At 60.5% G+C, this 15,652-nt stretch carries 15 protein-coding genes; 8 read left to right on the top strand and 7 right to left on the bottom strand.

What is annotated here, in order from left to right; translation table 11 throughout:
• Positions 1-612: 612 nt before the first annotated feature.
• The gene (locus N6L27_RS09980) at positions 613-996 is read right to left on the bottom strand and encodes a carboxymuconolactone decarboxylase family protein (RefSeq protein ID WP_271907104.1); all 384 of its coding nucleotides are present in this window, start codon (positions 994-996) and stop codon (positions 613-615) included.
• 1 nt (position 997) lies between these two features.
• Positions 998-2,452 (bottom strand): aldehyde dehydrogenase family protein, encoded by a 1,455-nt coding sequence (locus N6L27_RS09985; protein WP_271907105.1) that lies wholly within the window; start codon positions 2,450-2,452, stop codon positions 998-1,000.
• A gap of 402 nt (positions 2,453-2,854) precedes the next feature.
• On the opposite strand from N6L27_RS09985, the gene N6L27_RS09990 reads away from it, so the two are divergent.
• Positions 2,855-4,129 carry an aspartate aminotransferase family protein gene (locus N6L27_RS09990; protein WP_271907106.1) on the top strand — a complete coding sequence of 425 codons (1,275 nt, stop codon included), beginning with the start codon at positions 2,855-2,857 and terminating at the stop codon, positions 4,127-4,129.
• Positions 4,130-4,188: 59 nt separating this feature from the next.
• Here the strand turns inward: N6L27_RS09990 and N6L27_RS09995 are convergent, their stop codons facing one another.
• From N6L27_RS09995 to N6L27_RS10005, 3 genes are all read right to left on the bottom strand, one after another.
• Complete coding sequence (locus tag N6L27_RS09995; protein ID WP_271907107.1) at positions 4,189-4,539, bottom strand: RidA family protein; 351 nt, start codon at positions 4,537-4,539, stop codon at positions 4,189-4,191.
• A 45-nt stretch (positions 4,540-4,584) separates the two neighbouring features.
• Positions 4,585-4,929 (bottom strand): hypothetical protein, encoded by a 345-nt coding sequence (locus N6L27_RS10000; protein ID WP_271907108.1) that lies wholly within the window; start codon positions 4,927-4,929, stop codon positions 4,585-4,587.
• A gap of 113 nt (positions 4,930-5,042) precedes the next feature.
• On the bottom strand, positions 5,043-5,915 hold the full coding sequence (locus N6L27_RS10005; protein ID WP_271907109.1) for a MurR/RpiR family transcriptional regulator: 873 nt from the start codon (positions 5,913-5,915) through the stop codon (positions 5,043-5,045).
• Between the two features lie 152 nt (positions 5,916-6,067).
• On the opposite strand from N6L27_RS10005, the gene N6L27_RS10010 reads away from it, so the two are divergent.
• The 7 genes from N6L27_RS10010 to N6L27_RS10040 all read left to right on the top strand — a co-directional run bounded on the left by N6L27_RS10010 (position 6,068) and on the right by N6L27_RS10040 (position 14,188).
• Positions 6,068-6,853, top strand: a complete 786-nt coding sequence (locus N6L27_RS10010) for an N-formylglutamate amidohydrolase (RefSeq protein ID WP_271907110.1) — start codon at positions 6,068-6,070, stop codon at positions 6,851-6,853.
• Complete coding sequence (locus N6L27_RS10015; protein WP_271907111.1) at positions 6,846-7,442, top strand: TRAP transporter small permease subunit; 597 nt, start codon at positions 6,846-6,848, stop codon at positions 7,440-7,442. The genes N6L27_RS10010 and N6L27_RS10015 overlap by 8 nt, the downstream gene beginning before the upstream one ends.
• On the top strand, positions 7,442-8,944 hold the full coding sequence (locus tag N6L27_RS10020) for a TRAP transporter large permease (protein ID WP_271907112.1): 1,503 nt from the start codon (positions 7,442-7,444) through the stop codon (positions 8,942-8,944). Before N6L27_RS10015 ends, N6L27_RS10020 begins: the two co-directional genes overlap by 1 nt.
• A 51-nt stretch (positions 8,945-8,995) precedes the next feature.
• The gene (locus N6L27_RS10025) at positions 8,996-10,030 is read left to right on the top strand and encodes a TRAP transporter substrate-binding protein (RefSeq protein ID WP_039181977.1); all 1,035 of its coding nucleotides are present in this window, start codon (positions 8,996-8,998) and stop codon (positions 10,028-10,030) included.
• 116 nt (positions 10,031-10,146) lie between these two features.
• Complete coding sequence (locus N6L27_RS10030) at positions 10,147-11,499, top strand: glutamine synthetase family protein (protein ID WP_271907114.1); 1,353 nt, start codon at positions 10,147-10,149, stop codon at positions 11,497-11,499.
• 96 nt (positions 11,500-11,595) lie between these two features.
• Positions 11,596-12,978, top strand: a complete 1,383-nt coding sequence (locus N6L27_RS10035; protein ID WP_271907480.1) for an aldehyde dehydrogenase family protein — start codon at positions 11,596-11,598, stop codon at positions 12,976-12,978.
• A gap of 64 nt (positions 12,979-13,042) precedes the next feature.
• Positions 13,043-14,188: an iron-containing alcohol dehydrogenase gene (locus N6L27_RS10040; protein WP_271907115.1), complete on the top strand. Its 1,146-nt coding sequence runs from the start codon at positions 13,043-13,045 to the stop codon at positions 14,186-14,188.
• Positions 14,189-14,256: 68 nt separating this feature from the next.
• On the opposite strand, the gene N6L27_RS10045 is transcribed toward N6L27_RS10040, so the two are convergent.
• Together N6L27_RS10045 and N6L27_RS10050 are read right to left on the bottom strand one after the other, a co-directional pair.
• A complete protein-coding gene (locus N6L27_RS10045; protein WP_271907116.1) occupies positions 14,257-14,472 on the bottom strand; it encodes a hypothetical protein in 216 nt (71 codons plus the stop codon).
• 146 nt (positions 14,473-14,618) lie between these two features.
• Positions 14,619-15,623, bottom strand: a complete 1,005-nt coding sequence (locus N6L27_RS10050; protein WP_271907117.1) for a LacI family DNA-binding transcriptional regulator — start codon at positions 15,621-15,623, stop codon at positions 14,619-14,621.
• Between the last annotated feature and the right edge of the window lie 29 nt (positions 15,624-15,652).

Here is a 15,652-nt window from a genome sequence, read left to right on the forward strand (position 1 = left end):
CCAAAATGACCCAGTCTCTCCTGAGCGTCCAGCCGTCTCTCCAGCCCGTCCCCCGTCCGATCCCGCGTCGCCGCCGTCCCGCCCGGTGTCTCTCAGCTGCGCCTCAGCGCCGCCGGTGAGGGGGCTTTTACGGATACCCCCGAACACCCGCAACCCAAAAAACGCAAAAAACCAAACTTTCCGAAAAGAAAAATCACAAATCAAACAATATCAATAGCTTACATGGACAAAAAGTCAGCACTCCTGACCAAAAACACAACGCCCGCCCAAACCCCGGACCGCCCAAACCGCACCAGAAACCCGCCATAAACCACTTACCCACAGACTCAACAAACATATCCACAAAAACAGAGAGAGGAATCGAAGTTTCAGAGCCGGCGCCCCCGACCCAAGCAGCCTCCTGCAACACAAAAGAGGACCAGCGGGTGAGCCGCAATGCCGAGGGTCAGATCATCCTCCCTAAACTCCGGCCTGCCACAATGTGAAATTGAAAGGGGGTTCGCAGCGAAGCCCACCCCATTAAAGAAAGCCCTGCGATCAAAGGAACCAGGCAACCGCCAAAACAAAAGCGGCCCCGAAAGGGCCGCCCTTCAAACACAGCAAACCGGCCAGTCAGCCCTGCTCCTCCAGGACCTTGCGGGCAGCCCGGAAACATTCCAGGGCCTGAGGAACACCGCAATATATGCCAATCACATGAATGATGGCGCGGATCTCCTCCTTGGTAACGCCGTTATTGATGGCGCCGCGGCAGTGCAACTCCCATTCATGCATCTTGCCCAGCGCGCCAATCATCGAGAGGTTCATCATTGAGCGGGTCTTGGCGTCGATCACGTCATCTCCCCAGCCGAAGCCCCAGCACCATGCGGTCATTGCTTCCTGAAAAGGACGGGTGAAGTCATCCGCTGCAGCCAGGTTCTTTTCGACATATTCCGCGCCAAGGGTTGCCTTGCGCTGTTCCAGCCCTTTCAGGAACAGGTCTTCATCAAATGCACTCATTTCAGCCTCTCAGTTTCATGGCAATGTTTTTGGTCTGCACGTAATTCCACAGCGCCTCGCGGCCCTTCTCGCGGCCATAGCCGGACTTACCGTAGCCGCCAAAAGGTGTTTCAACGCCGCCGGCGTACCATTCGTTCACAAAGACCTGACCTGCACGGATCTGGCGTGCCGATTGCGTGGCGCGGTCGAGGTCGCGAGTGAAGACGCCACCGACCAGCCCGTATCCGGTGCTGTTGGCGATCCCGATCGCCTCGGCATCGGACTGGAACTTGAGAACTGAGAGCACGGGGCCGAAGATCTCCTCGCTGGCGATACTGTCGGACGGGGCAATGCCGGTTACAACCGTGGGTGACAGGAAAGCGCCTGCATTGCTGGCGGCGGTGCCGCCGGTTGCGATGGCGGCGCCATCCGCCTGAGCTTGCCGGACGATACCCAAGGCACGGTCGCGCTGGGTCATGGAAACCAAGGCGCCCATGTTAGCGCCGAACTCAGGCCGGTCGATGCCAGGTCCTACGCTGAGGCTTTGCGCCACGTTAACCGCGCGTTCAACCAGTTCATCATGGCGGCTTTCGTGCACAATCACCCGGCTCATGGCGCTGCAGACCTGGCCTGCATTGAAAAATATGCCCCAGCGGATGTCATTCTCAAAGGCTTCGAGGTCGGCGTCCTCATGCACGATGGCAGCGGATTTGCCGCCAAGCTCGAGCACGCAAGGAACCACATTCTGTGCCGCTGCGGAGGCGATCCGGATGCCGGTGGGAACCGAACCTGTAAAGACAATCTGATTGACCTGCGGGTGGCCTGCCAAGGCGGCGCCAGCTTCATGCCCATAGCCGCAGAGCACGTTAACCGCACCGGCCGGAAACCCGGCGGCCTCGGCCGCACGTGCGAGCCAAGCGTTGGTAAGAGGCGTAAGTTCAGGTGTCTTGATCACGCAGGCATTGCCGGTGGCCAGCGCCGCAGACAGGGACCTTGCGGTCATTTCCACCGGGTAGTTCCAGGGGATGATTTGGGCGGAGACCCCCATCGGCTCGTTCTCGGTCCAGTCGAAATAACCGCCGCCCAGCGGGATCGAGCGGCCCTCAACCGTGCTGGCCTGGTTACCGTAGTATTCGAAATAGAGCGCGGCGCCTTCGATCTCCATCCGGGATTCCCAAAGCGGTTTGCCCTGTTCCAGGGTCAGGACGCGGGCAATCTCGTCGATATGGTCGAGCAGGTAGCGGCCCATGGCCTGCACCATGCGGCCCCGTGCAATCGGGCGCAGCGCTGAAAGCTCGCCGGACAGGTGCACACGGCGGGCCGCCTGGACGGCTCGGTCCACGTCCGCGGCATCGGCCAGCGCATGGCGGGCCAGCAGTTCACCATTGGCGGGGTTGGTGACATCAATCCACCCTGCCCCGCCGGGCGCCCAGGCGCCATCGATGTAGTTCAGCCATTCGGCATCAAGCTGTGTCATAGTCCGTTGGTTCCCTGCTGCGAGGTCGTGGTCTGCCGCTTTGCGCATCCACTTCTGACGATGCAGGATGGAATGTTCCGGGTTCACTTCGCAAGAGGGATCGACCGCCAGGAGACCGGGGCGCTGACATCACCACTGCGGCGCTGCTGCATTTGGAGGCAGTCATCGATCCGCTACGGCTGTTGAATAAATGCAACCTTTCTACCCAAGCCAGCCCGCGGCTGGATCCGGCCGGACCAGAGCGCCGCAATAGCCGTTTTGCCGCGCACTCTGGTCCCGGTCCCGGCGTGCATCCCAACCGCGCGGGGCTGGGCGCTCCCGCAGCTGTGATCAAATAGATTTTGACTTTTTGGTCAAAAAATTTCCAACTTGGCCAAACCAGCCTCGACAGGAGCCAAATACATGGAAAAGATCCTTACCCAGTCCGAGTGGATTGACCGCGCCAGGGCAGTGCTGCCCGCAGGCGGCTTCGGGAACTTCGATCCAGGCATTGTCATCCGCCAGGGCAAGGGCTCCCGTGTTTGGGATGAAGATGGCAAGGAGTACATCGATTACTTGATTGGCTCCGGTCCGATGATGCTGGGCCACGGCCATCCTGAGGTGATAGAGGCAGTTCTGGAGCAACTGCCGAGGGGCATGACCTTCTTCGCCAGCAACGCACGCGGCATTGAACTGGCAGAGGAGATTTGCCGCGCAGTACCCTGTGCCGATCAGCTGCGATATGTCAGTACCGGCGGTGAAGCGGATATGTATGCAATCCGGCTGGCGCGGGCGTTCACCGGGCGCACCAAGATCGTCAAGTTCGAGGGAGGCTACCATGGCATGTCGGCAGAAGCGCAGATGAGCCTGGCCCCTGTCAGGCGGGTGAATTTCCCGCAGGCCATTCCGGACAGCGCCGGCATCCCGCCGTCCGTTGCAGCAGAGGTTCTGGTCGCGCCTTTCAATGACTTCGAATACATCAAGCAGCTGATGGCGGAGCACGGGCAAGAGATCGCGGCCATCATCGCCGAACCTTTGCAGCGTATCGTGCCGCCGCTGCCGGGCTTCCTACAGCTTTTGCGAGATGAAACCAAAGAGCACGGAAGCCTTTTGATCTTTGACGAAGTGGTCACCGGATTCCGCTCCACCTACGGCGGCGGTCAGGAACTGTACGGCGTGACGCCGGATCTGGCGACGCTGGGCAAGGTAATCGGCGGCGGCTTCCCGCTGGCCGCCATCGTGGGACGCGCCGAAATAATGCGGCATTTCGACAAGGCGGAAGTGGGCGCCGAAGGCTGGCTGATGCAGTTGGGCACGCTGTCAGGCAACCCGGTGGCCGCTGTTGCGGGCCTCAAGACCATGGAGATTCTGCGCCGCGAGGGTTCCTACGACCATCTGAACAGCACTGGCCAGCGGCTGATGCAGATGACAAGCGCAGCACTTGAAGAGGCCGGGGTGCCGTTTCAGATCGTCGGCGAACCTGCGCTGTTCGAGGTCGTCTTCACTGGTGCCAAAGTGCGCGATTACCGGGACACCCAGGCCGGAAACGCTGAACGCACCAAGCGCTATAACGAGGTGCTGCGCCAGGAGGGCATCTTCAAATCACCGGGCAAGACCTACCCCAGCCTGGCTCTGACAGAAGAGGATCTGGAACAGACCGAAGCAGCCATCAGAAAGGCTGCCGCGGCTTTGGATTAACCCGTCAGCAAAAAAAGGCGGGCTGCCTGCCCGCCTTTCCCATACCAGCCAAGGCCAACTTAGGCTCTGGCCGCGGTTACAATCAGTTCCACCAGGAAATCCTCCCGGGCCAGCTTCGCTTCGCCGCAGGCGCGTGCAGGGGCATGGCCCTCTGGCACCCAAGCATCCCAGACCGCATTCATTTCAGCAAAGTGCTTCATGTCGGCAAGCCAGATCACGGTTTGCAGGATGCGGCTCTTGTCACTGCCCGCCTCTGCCAGCAGCGCGTCGATCTTGTCCAGGCAATCCTGGGTCTGCTGCGCCACGCTGGCGCCTGCAGTTCCCACCTGCCCCGCGAGGTAGATGGTATCGCCATGGGTTACGATCTGGCTCATGCGCTGGGTGGTGTGGCTGCGGGTGATTTCAGACATCTCTTTATCCTTGGAATAGCTGTTGCAGGGCTTACGCCGCCGTCTTCATTGGGACAGCTGCCATTTGCCTTCGGAGGGACAGAACTTGCGGCGGACTTGCTTGGCGGTCTGGTCATCCTTGACAAAGGCCTGATGCTGCAGAAGCACGCAATCGCCCTCCTTGCCCGCCACCTGCACGTTGCCGTGCGCGCCGCTGTCCGGGTTGGACCACTTTGCCCGCTTGCCGCCCTGCGCCTCGGCCAGCAGGGATTGCTCCGCCTGCCGCATAATATTGGTGTCCTGCGGCGTCAGCCCGGACTTGGCCAGAATACGGCTGAGAGGATTGGCAGCCGCGGGCGCGGCAACCAGTGCTGCCACGGCGGCAGCTGTCAGAATTCCGGAAAAACGCATGTGAATACTCCTGCCTGAATGAAACCGGCCAACTTCCAGTAAGGCGCAACCGGCGGGCAATGTCCATGCGGCGGATCAGGCGAAGCTGACAGGGTCAGGGAAACCTGGTCGGATCAGGAGAATTTGCGGAACAGCCGTGTCATATCAAACAGCTCATCCAGCCGGTCATAGCGGTCCTTGGTCTTGTCCCAGCTTTCTTCCTGAGTGGCGGCGATCATCGCCTCCAGCAGCATCATGGTGGAGATGTTGGAATCCCAGGCCGACGGAATTTCGACCCAGCAGTTAAAGGTGTGTTCGGCAACCGTGGCAATCGGGCTGGCCCATTGGTCAGTGATCAGCACGATTTTCACTCCGCGTTCCGAAGCCAGCTCCGCCAGTCTTTGCAGGTTAGTCTCATACCGGCGCACGTCAAACATCAGGAGCGTATCGCCCTCAACCATGTCCAGCACGTAGTGCGGCCAGGTCGCGGATGAGGATGTCATATGGGTGACCCGCTGCCGGATCGCCTGGAAGTGGGTGAAGGCATAATCCGCCAGCGCCCGGGTGATGCGCCCGCCGACCACATAAAGCCGCCCTTCGGTGTTGGCGAGCTGATGCACGGCGGCGTCGAAATGGGCGGAGTCAATGTTGGAGAACGTCTGCTGAAGGTTGTCTGTCACAGCCTGTGCAAATCTGTTCAGCAGGTGGCCTTCGGGCGCCTCTGAGGCCCAGTTGTCGCGCCGCTTGGTGGGACCCGAAACCTTGGCCTCCAGCTCCTTCAGCAGGGCCTGATGAAACTGCGGATACCCTTTGAACCCCAGTTTCTGCACCATCCGGGCTACCGTCGGCGTGGACACTTCAGCATTCCCGGCAACGATGGTGATCGAGGCCAGTCCCGCCGCAGGATAGTTTTCCAGCAGCAGGTTCGCGAATTTCCGTTCGGATTGGGTGAGCGAGGAATAGCTCTCACGGATCAATTCGCGAACGGTGGCAGGAGGTTTCGACAAGGGCGCATTCCTGTTTTGAACAGACACTTTCTAACCTGGAACCGGCCTGAAAAGAAAGTTTCAGGAAAACCTGTCCGGAACCGATCATGAAAAGATATTGACACAAATATCTCTTCATGGAAACATTTTTCCAACTCACAGGGAGGCGGCGCATGCACGAGAGTGATTCTCACACTCAGAAGGACGCGGTGGAGGTGGTGAACCGTAACGGCACCAGCCCGGTCCTGCTTCTGTGCGAGCATGCCTCCAGCAACATCCCCGCCCGTTACGACGGGCTGGGCCTGCGCGAAGCCGACCGGCTGAGCCATGCCGCATGGGACCCGGGCGCGCGGGCCGTGGCCCTGCATATGTCCAAAGTGCTGGATGCCCCGCTGGTCGCCAGCACCGTGTCGCGGCTGGTTTATGACTGCAATCGTCCGCCAGAGGCCGCCAGCGCCATGCCGGAGAAATCCGAACTGGTGGAAATTCCCGGCAACAAGGGACTGACCGCGGAGCAGCGTCTGGAACGGGTGGAAACGGTCTATGATCCGTTCTGCGCAGCCGTTTCCGATTTGATAAAGGCCCGCAAAGAATCCGGGCGGCAGACCGTGCTGGTCACAATGCACAGCTTCACACCGGTTTATTTCGGCAAGCAACGCGCGGTGGAGATCGGCATCCTGCATGACAACGACAGCAGGCTGGCGGACGCGATGCTGGCAGAGGCCCCTGCCCTGCCGCACCGCCGGGTCGAGCGTAACGAACCCTATGGGCCGGCTGACGGCGTCACCCATTCATTGAAAATCCACGGGCTGGCGCATGGGCTGGCCAACGTGATGATCGAGATCCGCAATGATCTGGTGGCAACACCAGAAAAAGAAGAGGCCATGGCAGAAGAAATGCTGACATTGCTGCGCCCGGCCCTGGCCGCGCTGGCAGCGAAGGGAGGGCCAGATGCCTAGAATCATCCGGGCCTATGTCCGCGGCATCGACGCGATGAACCGCGCCATTGGCCGCTTTGCCATGTATCTGATTTTCGCCCTCATCGGGGTGCTGCTGTGGTCCTCGGTGTCCAAGACGTTTTTCAACCCATCGCACTGGACGCTGGAGACCGCGCAGTTCGTGATGGTCGCCTATTACGTTCTGGGCGGCCCCTACTCCATGCAGCTCGGCTCAAATGTGCGAATGGATCTTTTTTATGGCGGCTGGTCGACCCGGACAAAGGCGATGGTCGATGCTTTCACCGTGCTTTTCCTGATCACTTATCTGGTGATCCTGATGTACGGCGCTCTCAGCTCAACCGCCTATTCACTGGGCTATTTCGGGCTGGAACCGCTGCAGTTCTTCTGGGACCTGCTGACGACGCTGGTGACCGAAGGTCCCACCGCTGCCGGCGAACAGCTCGGCTATTTGGAGCGCAGCTCCACCGCCTGGCGGCCGTTCCTGTGGCCCGTCAAAACCATCCTTTGCTTCGGCGTATTCCTGATGCTGCTGCAATGCCTTGCCGAACTGTTCCGGGATATCGGACGCCTGCGCGGAGTTGAAATCTGATGTCCTACGAATGGATCGCCATCGTGATGTTTGCCGGCATGATGCTCATGCTGATGACCGGCCAGAGGGTATTTGGCGCCATCGGCTTTGTCGGCGCGGTTGCGGGCATGCTCCTGTGGGGCACCGGCGGGGTAGAGATCCCCTTCTCCGCCGCCATGAAGCTGATGAAGTGGTATCCCTTGCTGACACTGCCGATGTTCATCTTCATGGGCTACGTGCTGTCGGAGTCGAAAATCGCCGACGATCTCTACAGGATGTTCCACGTGTGGATGGGGCCGGTTAAGGGCGGTTTGGCCATCGGCACCATCGGCCTGATGGTTCTGATCTCAGCCATGAACGGCCTGTCAGTGGCCGGCATGGCCATTGGCGCGACCATTGCGCTGCCGGAACTCTTACGCCGCGGCTATGACAAGATCCTGGTGACCGGCACCATCCAAGCGGGCTCCTCGCTGGGTATCCTGGTGCCGCCCTCGGTGGTGCTGGTGCTTTACGCAATGATTGCGCGCCAGCCGGTGGGGCAGCTGTGGCTGGCAGGGGTGATCCCGGGCCTGCTGATGGCAACCATGTTCATCATCTACATCTATGTCCGCGCCCGGATGCAGCCGAACCTCGGCCCCGCGATGCACCCGGAGGATCTGGCCGAGTATGAGCAGATTACCGACCACCCGCTGCGCCTGAACTATATCGTTCTCGGTGCGCTGGTGCTGGTGCCGCTCTTGATACTAACCGGCGCGATGGAAACCAAATCCGCGCTTGGCGTGACACTGGCCCTTGGCTTTCTTTCTTTCCTCACCCGCAAGAACCCCATGTTCTACAAGGACGTGTTCATGAAGGAGAAGTACCGCCTGCTGTTCTCCGGCGTGCTGCCATTGGCGATCTTTGCCGCGATGATGGTGCCCTTCGTGAACGGCTGGACCTCGCTGGTGGAAAGCTCTGCCATCGGCGCCATGACCGCCTTCATCGCGGCGGTGCTGAAGGGGCGGATGACCAAAGAGGTGTTCGAAACGTCCGTGCGCTCAACGCTCGGCATCTCCTGCATGTTCATGTGGATCATCCTGGCGGCGCTGGCTTTTGGCGCGATCTTTGACGGTCTTGGTGCGGTCAAGGCGATTGAGGACCTGTTCACCACCAAACTGGGCCTTTCCCCTTGGATGATCCTGATCCTGATGCAGCTGAGCTTCATCGTGATGGGCACCTTCCTGGATGACACCGCGATGCTGGTGATCGTGGCACCGCTCTATGTGCCGCTGGTTGGGGCGCTTGGCTTTGATCTGATCTGGTACGGCGTGCTCTACACCATCACCACGCAGATCGCCTATATGACGCCGCCCTTCGGCTACAACCTGTTCCTGATGCGCGCAATGGCGCCGCCGGAGATCGGGCTGAAGGACATCTATGTCTCCATCATCCCCTTTGCCGCGGTGATGGTGCTGGCGCTCGCCCTGATCATGATGTTCCCGCAGATCGCCCTGTGGCTGCCGGAATATGTCTACGGAAAATAACCAAGGAGAGTCCCGGCAAGGGGCCGGATGTTTCAACAAGGAGTGAGAATTATGACAACAAGACGTAAGTTTCTTCAGTCCGCCGGTGTTGGCGCCATGGCGGCGCCGCTGGCCACCCCGGCACTGGCCCAGTCCACTATCAAGTGGCGGATGCAGACCTATGCAGGTGCCGCGCTGGCCGAGCATGTGGTAAAACCCGCCATCGACATGTTCAACAAGATCGCCGGCGACCGGATGCAGATAGAGCTTTACTACGCCGATCAGCTGGTTCCCACGGGCGAGCTGTTCCGCGCCATGCAGCGCGGAACCATCGATGCAGTGCAGTCGGATGATGACTCGATGGCTTCGCCCACCGAAGTAACCGTCTTTGGCGGCTATTTCCCCTTTGCTTCGCGCTACTCGCTGGACGTGCCGGTGCTGTTCAACCAGTACGGCCTGAACGAGATCTGGGACGCCGAATACTCCAAGGTCGGCGTCAAGCACATCTCGGCCGGCGCCTGGGACCCCTGCCACTTTGCCACCAAGGATCCGATCAATTCGCTGGCAGACCTGAAGGGCAAGCGCGTCTTCACTTTCCCGACCGCTGGCCGCTTCCTGGCGCAGTTCGGCGTGGTCCCGGTCACCCTGCCCTGGGAAGACATCGAGGTCGCGGTGCAGACCGGCGAGCTGGACGGCATCGCCTGGTCCGGCATCACCGAAGACTACACCGTCGGCTGGGCCGATGTGACCGACTACTTCCTGACCAACAACATCTCCGGTGCCTGGGCAGGGTCGTTCTTTGCCAACCAGGGCCGCTGGAACGAACTGCCGGAAGACCTGCAGACCCTGTTCCGCGTCTGCTGCGACCAGTCGCATTATTACCGCCAGTGGTGGTACTGGGGCGGCGAAGCGTCCCTGCGCGTGAATGGCGACAAGATGAAGCTGACCACCATTCCCGACAATGAATGGCAGCAGGTCGAAGACGCAGCCGTGAAGTTCTGGGATGAAATCGCAGCCGAGTCCGAGACCAAGGCGAAGGTTGTGGAGATCTTCAAGAAGTATAACGCTGACATGCAGAAAGCCGGCCGGCCCTACCGCTACGGCTGAGGCTTGCGCTGAAACACCGGGTTTGGCCTGCTCTGCTGCGGGCCAAACTCCTTACCCAAGGAATTTGCCAAAGCTTTTGAAGAAAAGTTTTGCGCGCAACAGACAAAGGGCCGCTCATGCTCTCCTTCGACACTCTTAAGGACCAGGTTGCCGATGGCGCCGTTGACACCGTTCTGGTCTGCCTTGTGGACATGCAGGGCCGCCTGATGGGGAAGCGTTTCCACGCCAAGCATTTTGTGAATGGCGCCTGGGAGGAAACCCATTGCTGCAACTATCTGCTGGCGACTGACCTCGCGATGGCGACACCTGACGGCTATGCCTCAACCAGCTGGGAACGGGGCTACGGCGACTATGTGATGAAGCCCGATCTTTCCACCCTGCGGCCGGTGCCGTGGCTGGAAGGCACCGTGATGGTGCTGTGCGATGTGCTGGATCACCACACCCACGAGGAAATTTCCCACTCCCCCCGCGCGATCCTGAAGAAACAGGTGAACCGTCTGAAGGCGATGGGGTACGACGCGATGTGCGCCACCGAGCTGGAGTTCTTCTTGTTTGCCAAAAGCTTTGACGAGATCCGCCGCTCGGGCTTCCGCGACTTGGAGCCGATCTCCGGTTACAACGAGGATTACAACATCCTGCAGACCACCCGCGAGGAGCATGTGATGCGCCCAATCCGCAACCACCTGTGGGATGCGGGCCTGCCGATCGAGAACTCCAAGGGTGAGGCGGAGACCGGCCAGGAGGAGCTGAACATCAAATACGCGGCGGCGATGGACACGGCGGAGTTCCACACCATTGCCAAGCACGCGATCAAGGAGATTGCCGAGCAACAGGGCCACGCGGTGACCTTCCTGCCGAAGTGGAGCCACGACAAGGTCGGCTCCTCCTCCCATGTGCATCAGTCGCTGTGGCAGGACGGCAAGCCCGCGTTCTATGACGAAACAGACGAACTGGGCATGTCGCCGCTGATGAAGAATTACATGGCCGGTCTCTTGAAATACGCGCCCGACTACACCGCCTTCATGGCACCCTATATCAACAGCTACAAGCGCTTCATGAAGGGCACCTTCGCACCCACGCGGATCATCTGGTCGGTGGATAACCGCACCGCGGGCTACCGGCTGTGCGGTGACGGCACCAAGGCAATCCGCGTCGAATGCCGCATTCCGGGCTCCGACATGAACCCCTATCTGGCGATGGCAGGCATGCTGGCCGCCGGCATTGCGGGCATCGAGGAAGGGCTGGAGCTGCAGGCGCCTACCCGGGGGGACGTCTACCAGGGCGACACCGGCATGATCCCGGGCACCCTGCGCGATGCGGCAGCCGCGCTGAATGGCTCGGTGATGCTCCGCAAGGCCCTTGGCGATGATGTAGTGGATCACTACGTGCGCGCGGCGGAAGTGGAGATCGAGGATTTCGACCGGGTGGTGACCGACTACGAGATCGCTCGCGGGTTTGAGCGGGCGTAATCCGGCTGCTGGCGGCTTGGGGCGCTGCCCCAAACCTCAGAGTATTTTCGGAAAGATGAAGAGGGCTTTGACCCTTTCTGAATGGAGTGAATGGCAATGGGCCAGGTTTTGAAATGCATTTCACCGATCGACGGATCGGTCTTTGCGGAGCGCGAGGTGCTTTCGCGCGAGGACGCCTTTGCAGCGGCGGATCGGGCGCGGTCAGCGCAAGCAGCCTGGGCAGCCCGGCCGCTGCAGGAGCGCATTGATCTGGTGATGGCGGGCGTGGCTGCCGTCGGTGCGATGAACGACGATATCGTGCCGGAACTGGCGCATATGATGGGCCGGCCTGTGCGTTATGGCGGCGAATTCGGCGGCTTCAACGAGCGCGCAGGCCACATGGCGAAGATCGCCGCAGAGTCGCTGGCGGATATTGAGGTAGGCGAGGACGCAACCTTCAAGCGCTACATCAAGCGTATTCCGCATGGGGTGGTCTTTGTGGTGGCACCCTGGAACTACCCCTATATGACCGCGATCAACACCGTGGCGCCTGCGCTGATTGCCGGCAACACCGTGGTGCTGAAGCATGCGACCCAGACCCTGTTGGTTGGTGAGCGGATGGCGCAGGCTTTCCATTCCGCTGGCATTCCCGAAGACGTCTTCCAGAACGTATTCCTGGACCACGACACCACCTCGGAACTGATTGCCCGCAAGGCCTTCAACTTCGTGAACTTCACCGGCTCGGTCGGCGGCGGCCAGGCGATGGAGCGCGCGGCGGCGGGCACCTTTACCGGCGTCGGCACCGAACTGGGCGGCAAGGATCCGGGCTATGTGATGGAAAATGCCGACCTGGATGCGGCGGTAGACACACTGATTGACGGCGCCATGTTCAACTCCGGCCAATGCTGCTGCGGCATCGAGCGGATTTATGTGCATGAAAGCCTGTTTGATGCTTTCCTGGAGAAGGCCATTGACATCGTCAAAGGCTACAAACTGGGCAACCCGCTGGACCCGGAGACCACCATCGGCCCGATGGCCAATGTGCGCTTTGCCAGCGAGGTGCGCGGCCAGATCGCCGAGGCCGTTGAGGCCGGCGCGGTGGCCCATATCGATACCTTCGCCGAGGATGACGGCGGCGCCTATCTGACACCGCAGATCCTGACCAACGTGACCCACGGCATGCGGGTTATGCGCGAAGAAAGCTTTGGGCCCGTCGTGGGCATCATGAAGGTCTCCTCTGATGAGGAAGCCATCCGGCTGATGAACGACAGCGATTTCGGCCTGACCGCGTCGCTCTGGACCAAGGATGTGGAACGGGCACAAGCTGTCGGTGATCAAATCGAGACCGGCACCGTCTTCATGAACCGCGCCGATTACCTTGATCCGGGCCTGTGCTGGACCGGCTGCAAGGACACCGGGCGCGGCGGCGGCCTGTCGGTCATCGGGTATCACAATCTGACCCGTCCAAAATCCTATCACCTGAAGAAGGTCACTGGCTGACGGTCGGTCCCGCCCGTCCCGTTTCTCCTCCCGGGGCGGGCTACTTGCATCAAAGGAATACAACATGTCTCTCGTTGGAAACTGGTCATACCCGACCGCAATCAAGTTCGGCGCCGGCCGGATCAAGGAACTGGCTGACGCCTGCGCTGCTGCTGGCATCACCAAGCCGCTGCTGGTCACCGACAAGGGGCTTGCGGATCTGCCGGTCACTCAAAGCACCCTCGATATCATGGAGGCTGCGGGCCTCGGCCGCGGTATTTTTTCGGACGTCGATCCAAACCCGAATGAGAAAAACCTGGACGCAGGCGTCGCCGCCTATAAGGCGGGCGGCCATGACGGTGTGATCGCCTTTGGCGGCGGCTCCGGCCTGGATCTGGGAAAGATGGTGGCCTTCATGGCCGGCCAGACCCGCCCGGTCTGGGATTTTGAGGATATCGGCGACTGGTGGACCCGCGCAGATGCCGATGCTATCGCACCGATCATCGCAGTTCCGACCACCGCCGGCACGGGTTCCGAAGTGGGCCGCGCCAGCGTGATCACCGACAGCGTCACCCACCAGAAGAAAATCATCTTCCACCCCAAGGTGCTGCCGGCAGTGGTGATCTGCGATCCCGAGCTGACGGTGGGCATGCCCAAGTTCATCACCGCAGGCACCGGGCTGGATGCCTTTGCCCATTGTGTCGAGGCGTTCTCCTCGCCCCATTTCCATCCGATGTCCCAAGGCATTGCCCTGGAGGGAATGCGGCTGGTCAAGGACTACCTGCCGCGCGCCTATGCCGATGGCACCGATATCGAGGCCCGCGCCCAGATGATGAGCGCCGCCGCGATGGGCGCCACGGCGTTCCAGAAAGGCCTGGGTGCGATCCACGCGATGAGCCACCCCATCGGTGCACATTTCAATACCCACCACGGCACCACCAATGCGGTTTGCATGCCAGCCGTACTGGAGTTCAATGCCCCTGCGATTGCGGACCGCTTCAAAATGGCCGCAGCTTATCTGGGCATTGACGGCGGTTTCGACGGCTTCCGCAGCTATGTGCAGGAGCTGAATGACAGCCTCAGTATTCCGCGCGGTCTGTCAGACCTGGGCGTCACCGACGCAGCGATCCCCGACCTGGTCAAGGGCGCCATCATCGACCCCTCCTGCGGCGGCAATCCCGTTGAGCTGACCGAGGAAAACCTCACCCAGCTGTTTAAGGCTGCGATGTAATCAGCGGTAGTATCCCAAGCTACAGCGCTCTCCGCCCTGCGGGGTGCGCTTTTCTTTTTTCGGCGACATCAGCCGCTGACGTAGACCTCGTCCTTGGGGTAGTAAAAAATCTTCTGATTATGCAGTTGCCCCAGCAGTGCGTGGACCCGGCGCAGGGTTTCTGCATCAGCGCTGCCCGCCTCTGGATGTGTTTCCGACAAGGCATCCCTTGTGTGGCGCAAAGAGGTTTCGATCAGGTCCATATCCTCAACCGAAAGCTCGAACATGTCGTTGTACTTGGGCATCTGCACTCCTTTACCGGGCCAACCCGCGCAGAACTGGAACCATACTGGCAGGTTGCCCCGGAGATTCCGCCAAAGCTAGGAAAATCCACTTCCGGCGCGGCAAGAACGTTTACCTCTCCGCTGCGGCAGAAAGCTGCAGCGCCGGGCTAAAGCGTTTCCCCAAGGCTTATCGCCGGTGTCAGACGGTCAAAAACCAGCTCCTCCGCCTTGCCGGTTTCCCGTGACTTCAGGATGATCCGTGCCGCACGCTCTCCGATTTCATGGCGGCAGGCGTCCGTGGTCGCCAGTTGCAGCGGCAAGCCCTGCAGGATTTGCAGGTTGTTGAAGCCCGCCAATGCGATATCGCCGGGCACCGACAGTCCCGCGGCCAGGCAATGCATCAGCCCGCCCACGCTCATCACGTCGCTTGAATAGTAAATGCAATCCAGGTGAGGGTTGCGCGCCAGCATCTGTGACGTCAGCTGCCGACCTGTCTGGATCGAACTTTCTCCAGAATAGTGCTCCATATCGGAAAGTGTCACGTTCTGTGCCGCCAGCCCGTCCGTGAATCCTTCGAAGCGCTTCCGCGCCCGAAAATCCTGCGGCATCTTGGTGCCGATGAAGCCAATGCTCCTGTAGCCCCGTGCCAGGATCTGCTCCGCCATGCCGCCGCCGGCCTGCAGATGCGAGATGCCGACACAATGGCGTACCGGGTCACCGTCCACATCCATCACTTCAACCACCGGGCAATCAGCCTGCTGCAGCATCCGCCGGGTAGCTTCCGTATGCTCAAGCCCGGCAACGATCAGCCCCGAGGGCCGCCAGCTGAGCATTTCGCGGATGACGCTTTCCTCTTCCTCCAGATCATAGCCCGACACCCCGACCACCGGCTTCAAGGGGCTTTCTTTCAGGACGGCGGAAATCCCGGAGAGAACCTCCGGGAAGACAAAGCTGTTGAGCGACGGCACAACCACTGCCACCAGATTGACCGACTGCGAGGAAAGGGAACCGGCAATCCGGTTTGGCACATAGCCGTGGGTCCTGGCGATTTCCTCAATCTTTGCTTTGGTCTTGGCAGAAACATCCGGTGCCCCGCGCAAGGCACGGGACGCGGTCATTTCACTGACACCGGCCAGTTTGGCCACGTCTTTCAGAAGCAGTTTCTTGGTCATACCCTATGCTCCTGCAGATCGCAGGCCGC

This window comes from Leisingera sp. SS27 (assembly GCF_028368855.1).
In the GTDB taxonomy this organism is placed as follows: domain Bacteria; phylum Pseudomonadota; class Alphaproteobacteria; order Rhodobacterales; family Rhodobacteraceae; genus Leisingera.

What these genes read in the sequence shown, in the direction of transcription:
- N6L27_RS10020 (WP_271907112.1), top strand. Translation starts at nt 7,442, where the DNA reads ATGTCCTACGAATGGATCGCCATCGTGATGTTTGCCGGCATGATGCTC.
- N6L27_RS10000 (WP_271907108.1), bottom strand. Translation starts at nt 4,929, where the DNA reads ATGCGTTTTTCCGGAATTCTGACAGCTGCCGCCGTGGCAGCACTGGTT.
- N6L27_RS10035 (WP_271907480.1), top strand. Translation starts at nt 11,596, where the DNA reads ATGGGCCAGGTTTTGAAATGCATTTCACCGATCGACGGATCGGTCTTT.
- N6L27_RS10040 (WP_271907115.1), top strand. Translation starts at nt 13,043, where the DNA reads ATGTCTCTCGTTGGAAACTGGTCATACCCGACCGCAATCAAGTTCGGC.
- N6L27_RS10015 (WP_271907111.1), top strand. Translation starts at nt 6,846, where the DNA reads ATGCCTAGAATCATCCGGGCCTATGTCCGCGGCATCGACGCGATGAAC.
- N6L27_RS10030 (WP_271907114.1), top strand. Translation starts at nt 10,147, where the DNA reads ATGCTCTCCTTCGACACTCTTAAGGACCAGGTTGCCGATGGCGCCGTT.
- N6L27_RS09995 (WP_271907107.1), bottom strand. Translation starts at nt 4,539, where the DNA reads ATGTCTGAAATCACCCGCAGCCACACCACCCAGCGCATGAGCCAGATC.
- N6L27_RS09985 (WP_271907105.1), bottom strand. Translation starts at nt 2,452, where the DNA reads ATGACACAGCTTGATGCCGAATGGCTGAACTACATCGATGGCGCCTGG.
- N6L27_RS10010 (WP_271907110.1), top strand. Translation starts at nt 6,068, where the DNA reads ATGCACGAGAGTGATTCTCACACTCAGAAGGACGCGGTGGAGGTGGTG.
- N6L27_RS10050 (WP_271907117.1), bottom strand. Translation starts at nt 15,623, where the DNA reads ATGACCAAGAAACTGCTTCTGAAAGACGTGGCCAAACTGGCCGGTGTC.
- N6L27_RS09980 (WP_271907104.1), bottom strand. Translation starts at nt 996, where the DNA reads ATGAGTGCATTTGATGAAGACCTGTTCCTGAAAGGGCTGGAACAGCGC.
- N6L27_RS09990 (WP_271907106.1), top strand. Translation starts at nt 2,855, where the DNA reads ATGGAAAAGATCCTTACCCAGTCCGAGTGGATTGACCGCGCCAGGGCA.
- N6L27_RS10045 (WP_271907116.1), bottom strand. Translation starts at nt 14,472, where the DNA reads ATGCCCAAGTACAACGACATGTTCGAGCTTTCGGTTGAGGATATGGAC.
- N6L27_RS10025 (WP_039181977.1), top strand. Translation starts at nt 8,996, where the DNA reads ATGACAACAAGACGTAAGTTTCTTCAGTCCGCCGGTGTTGGCGCCATG.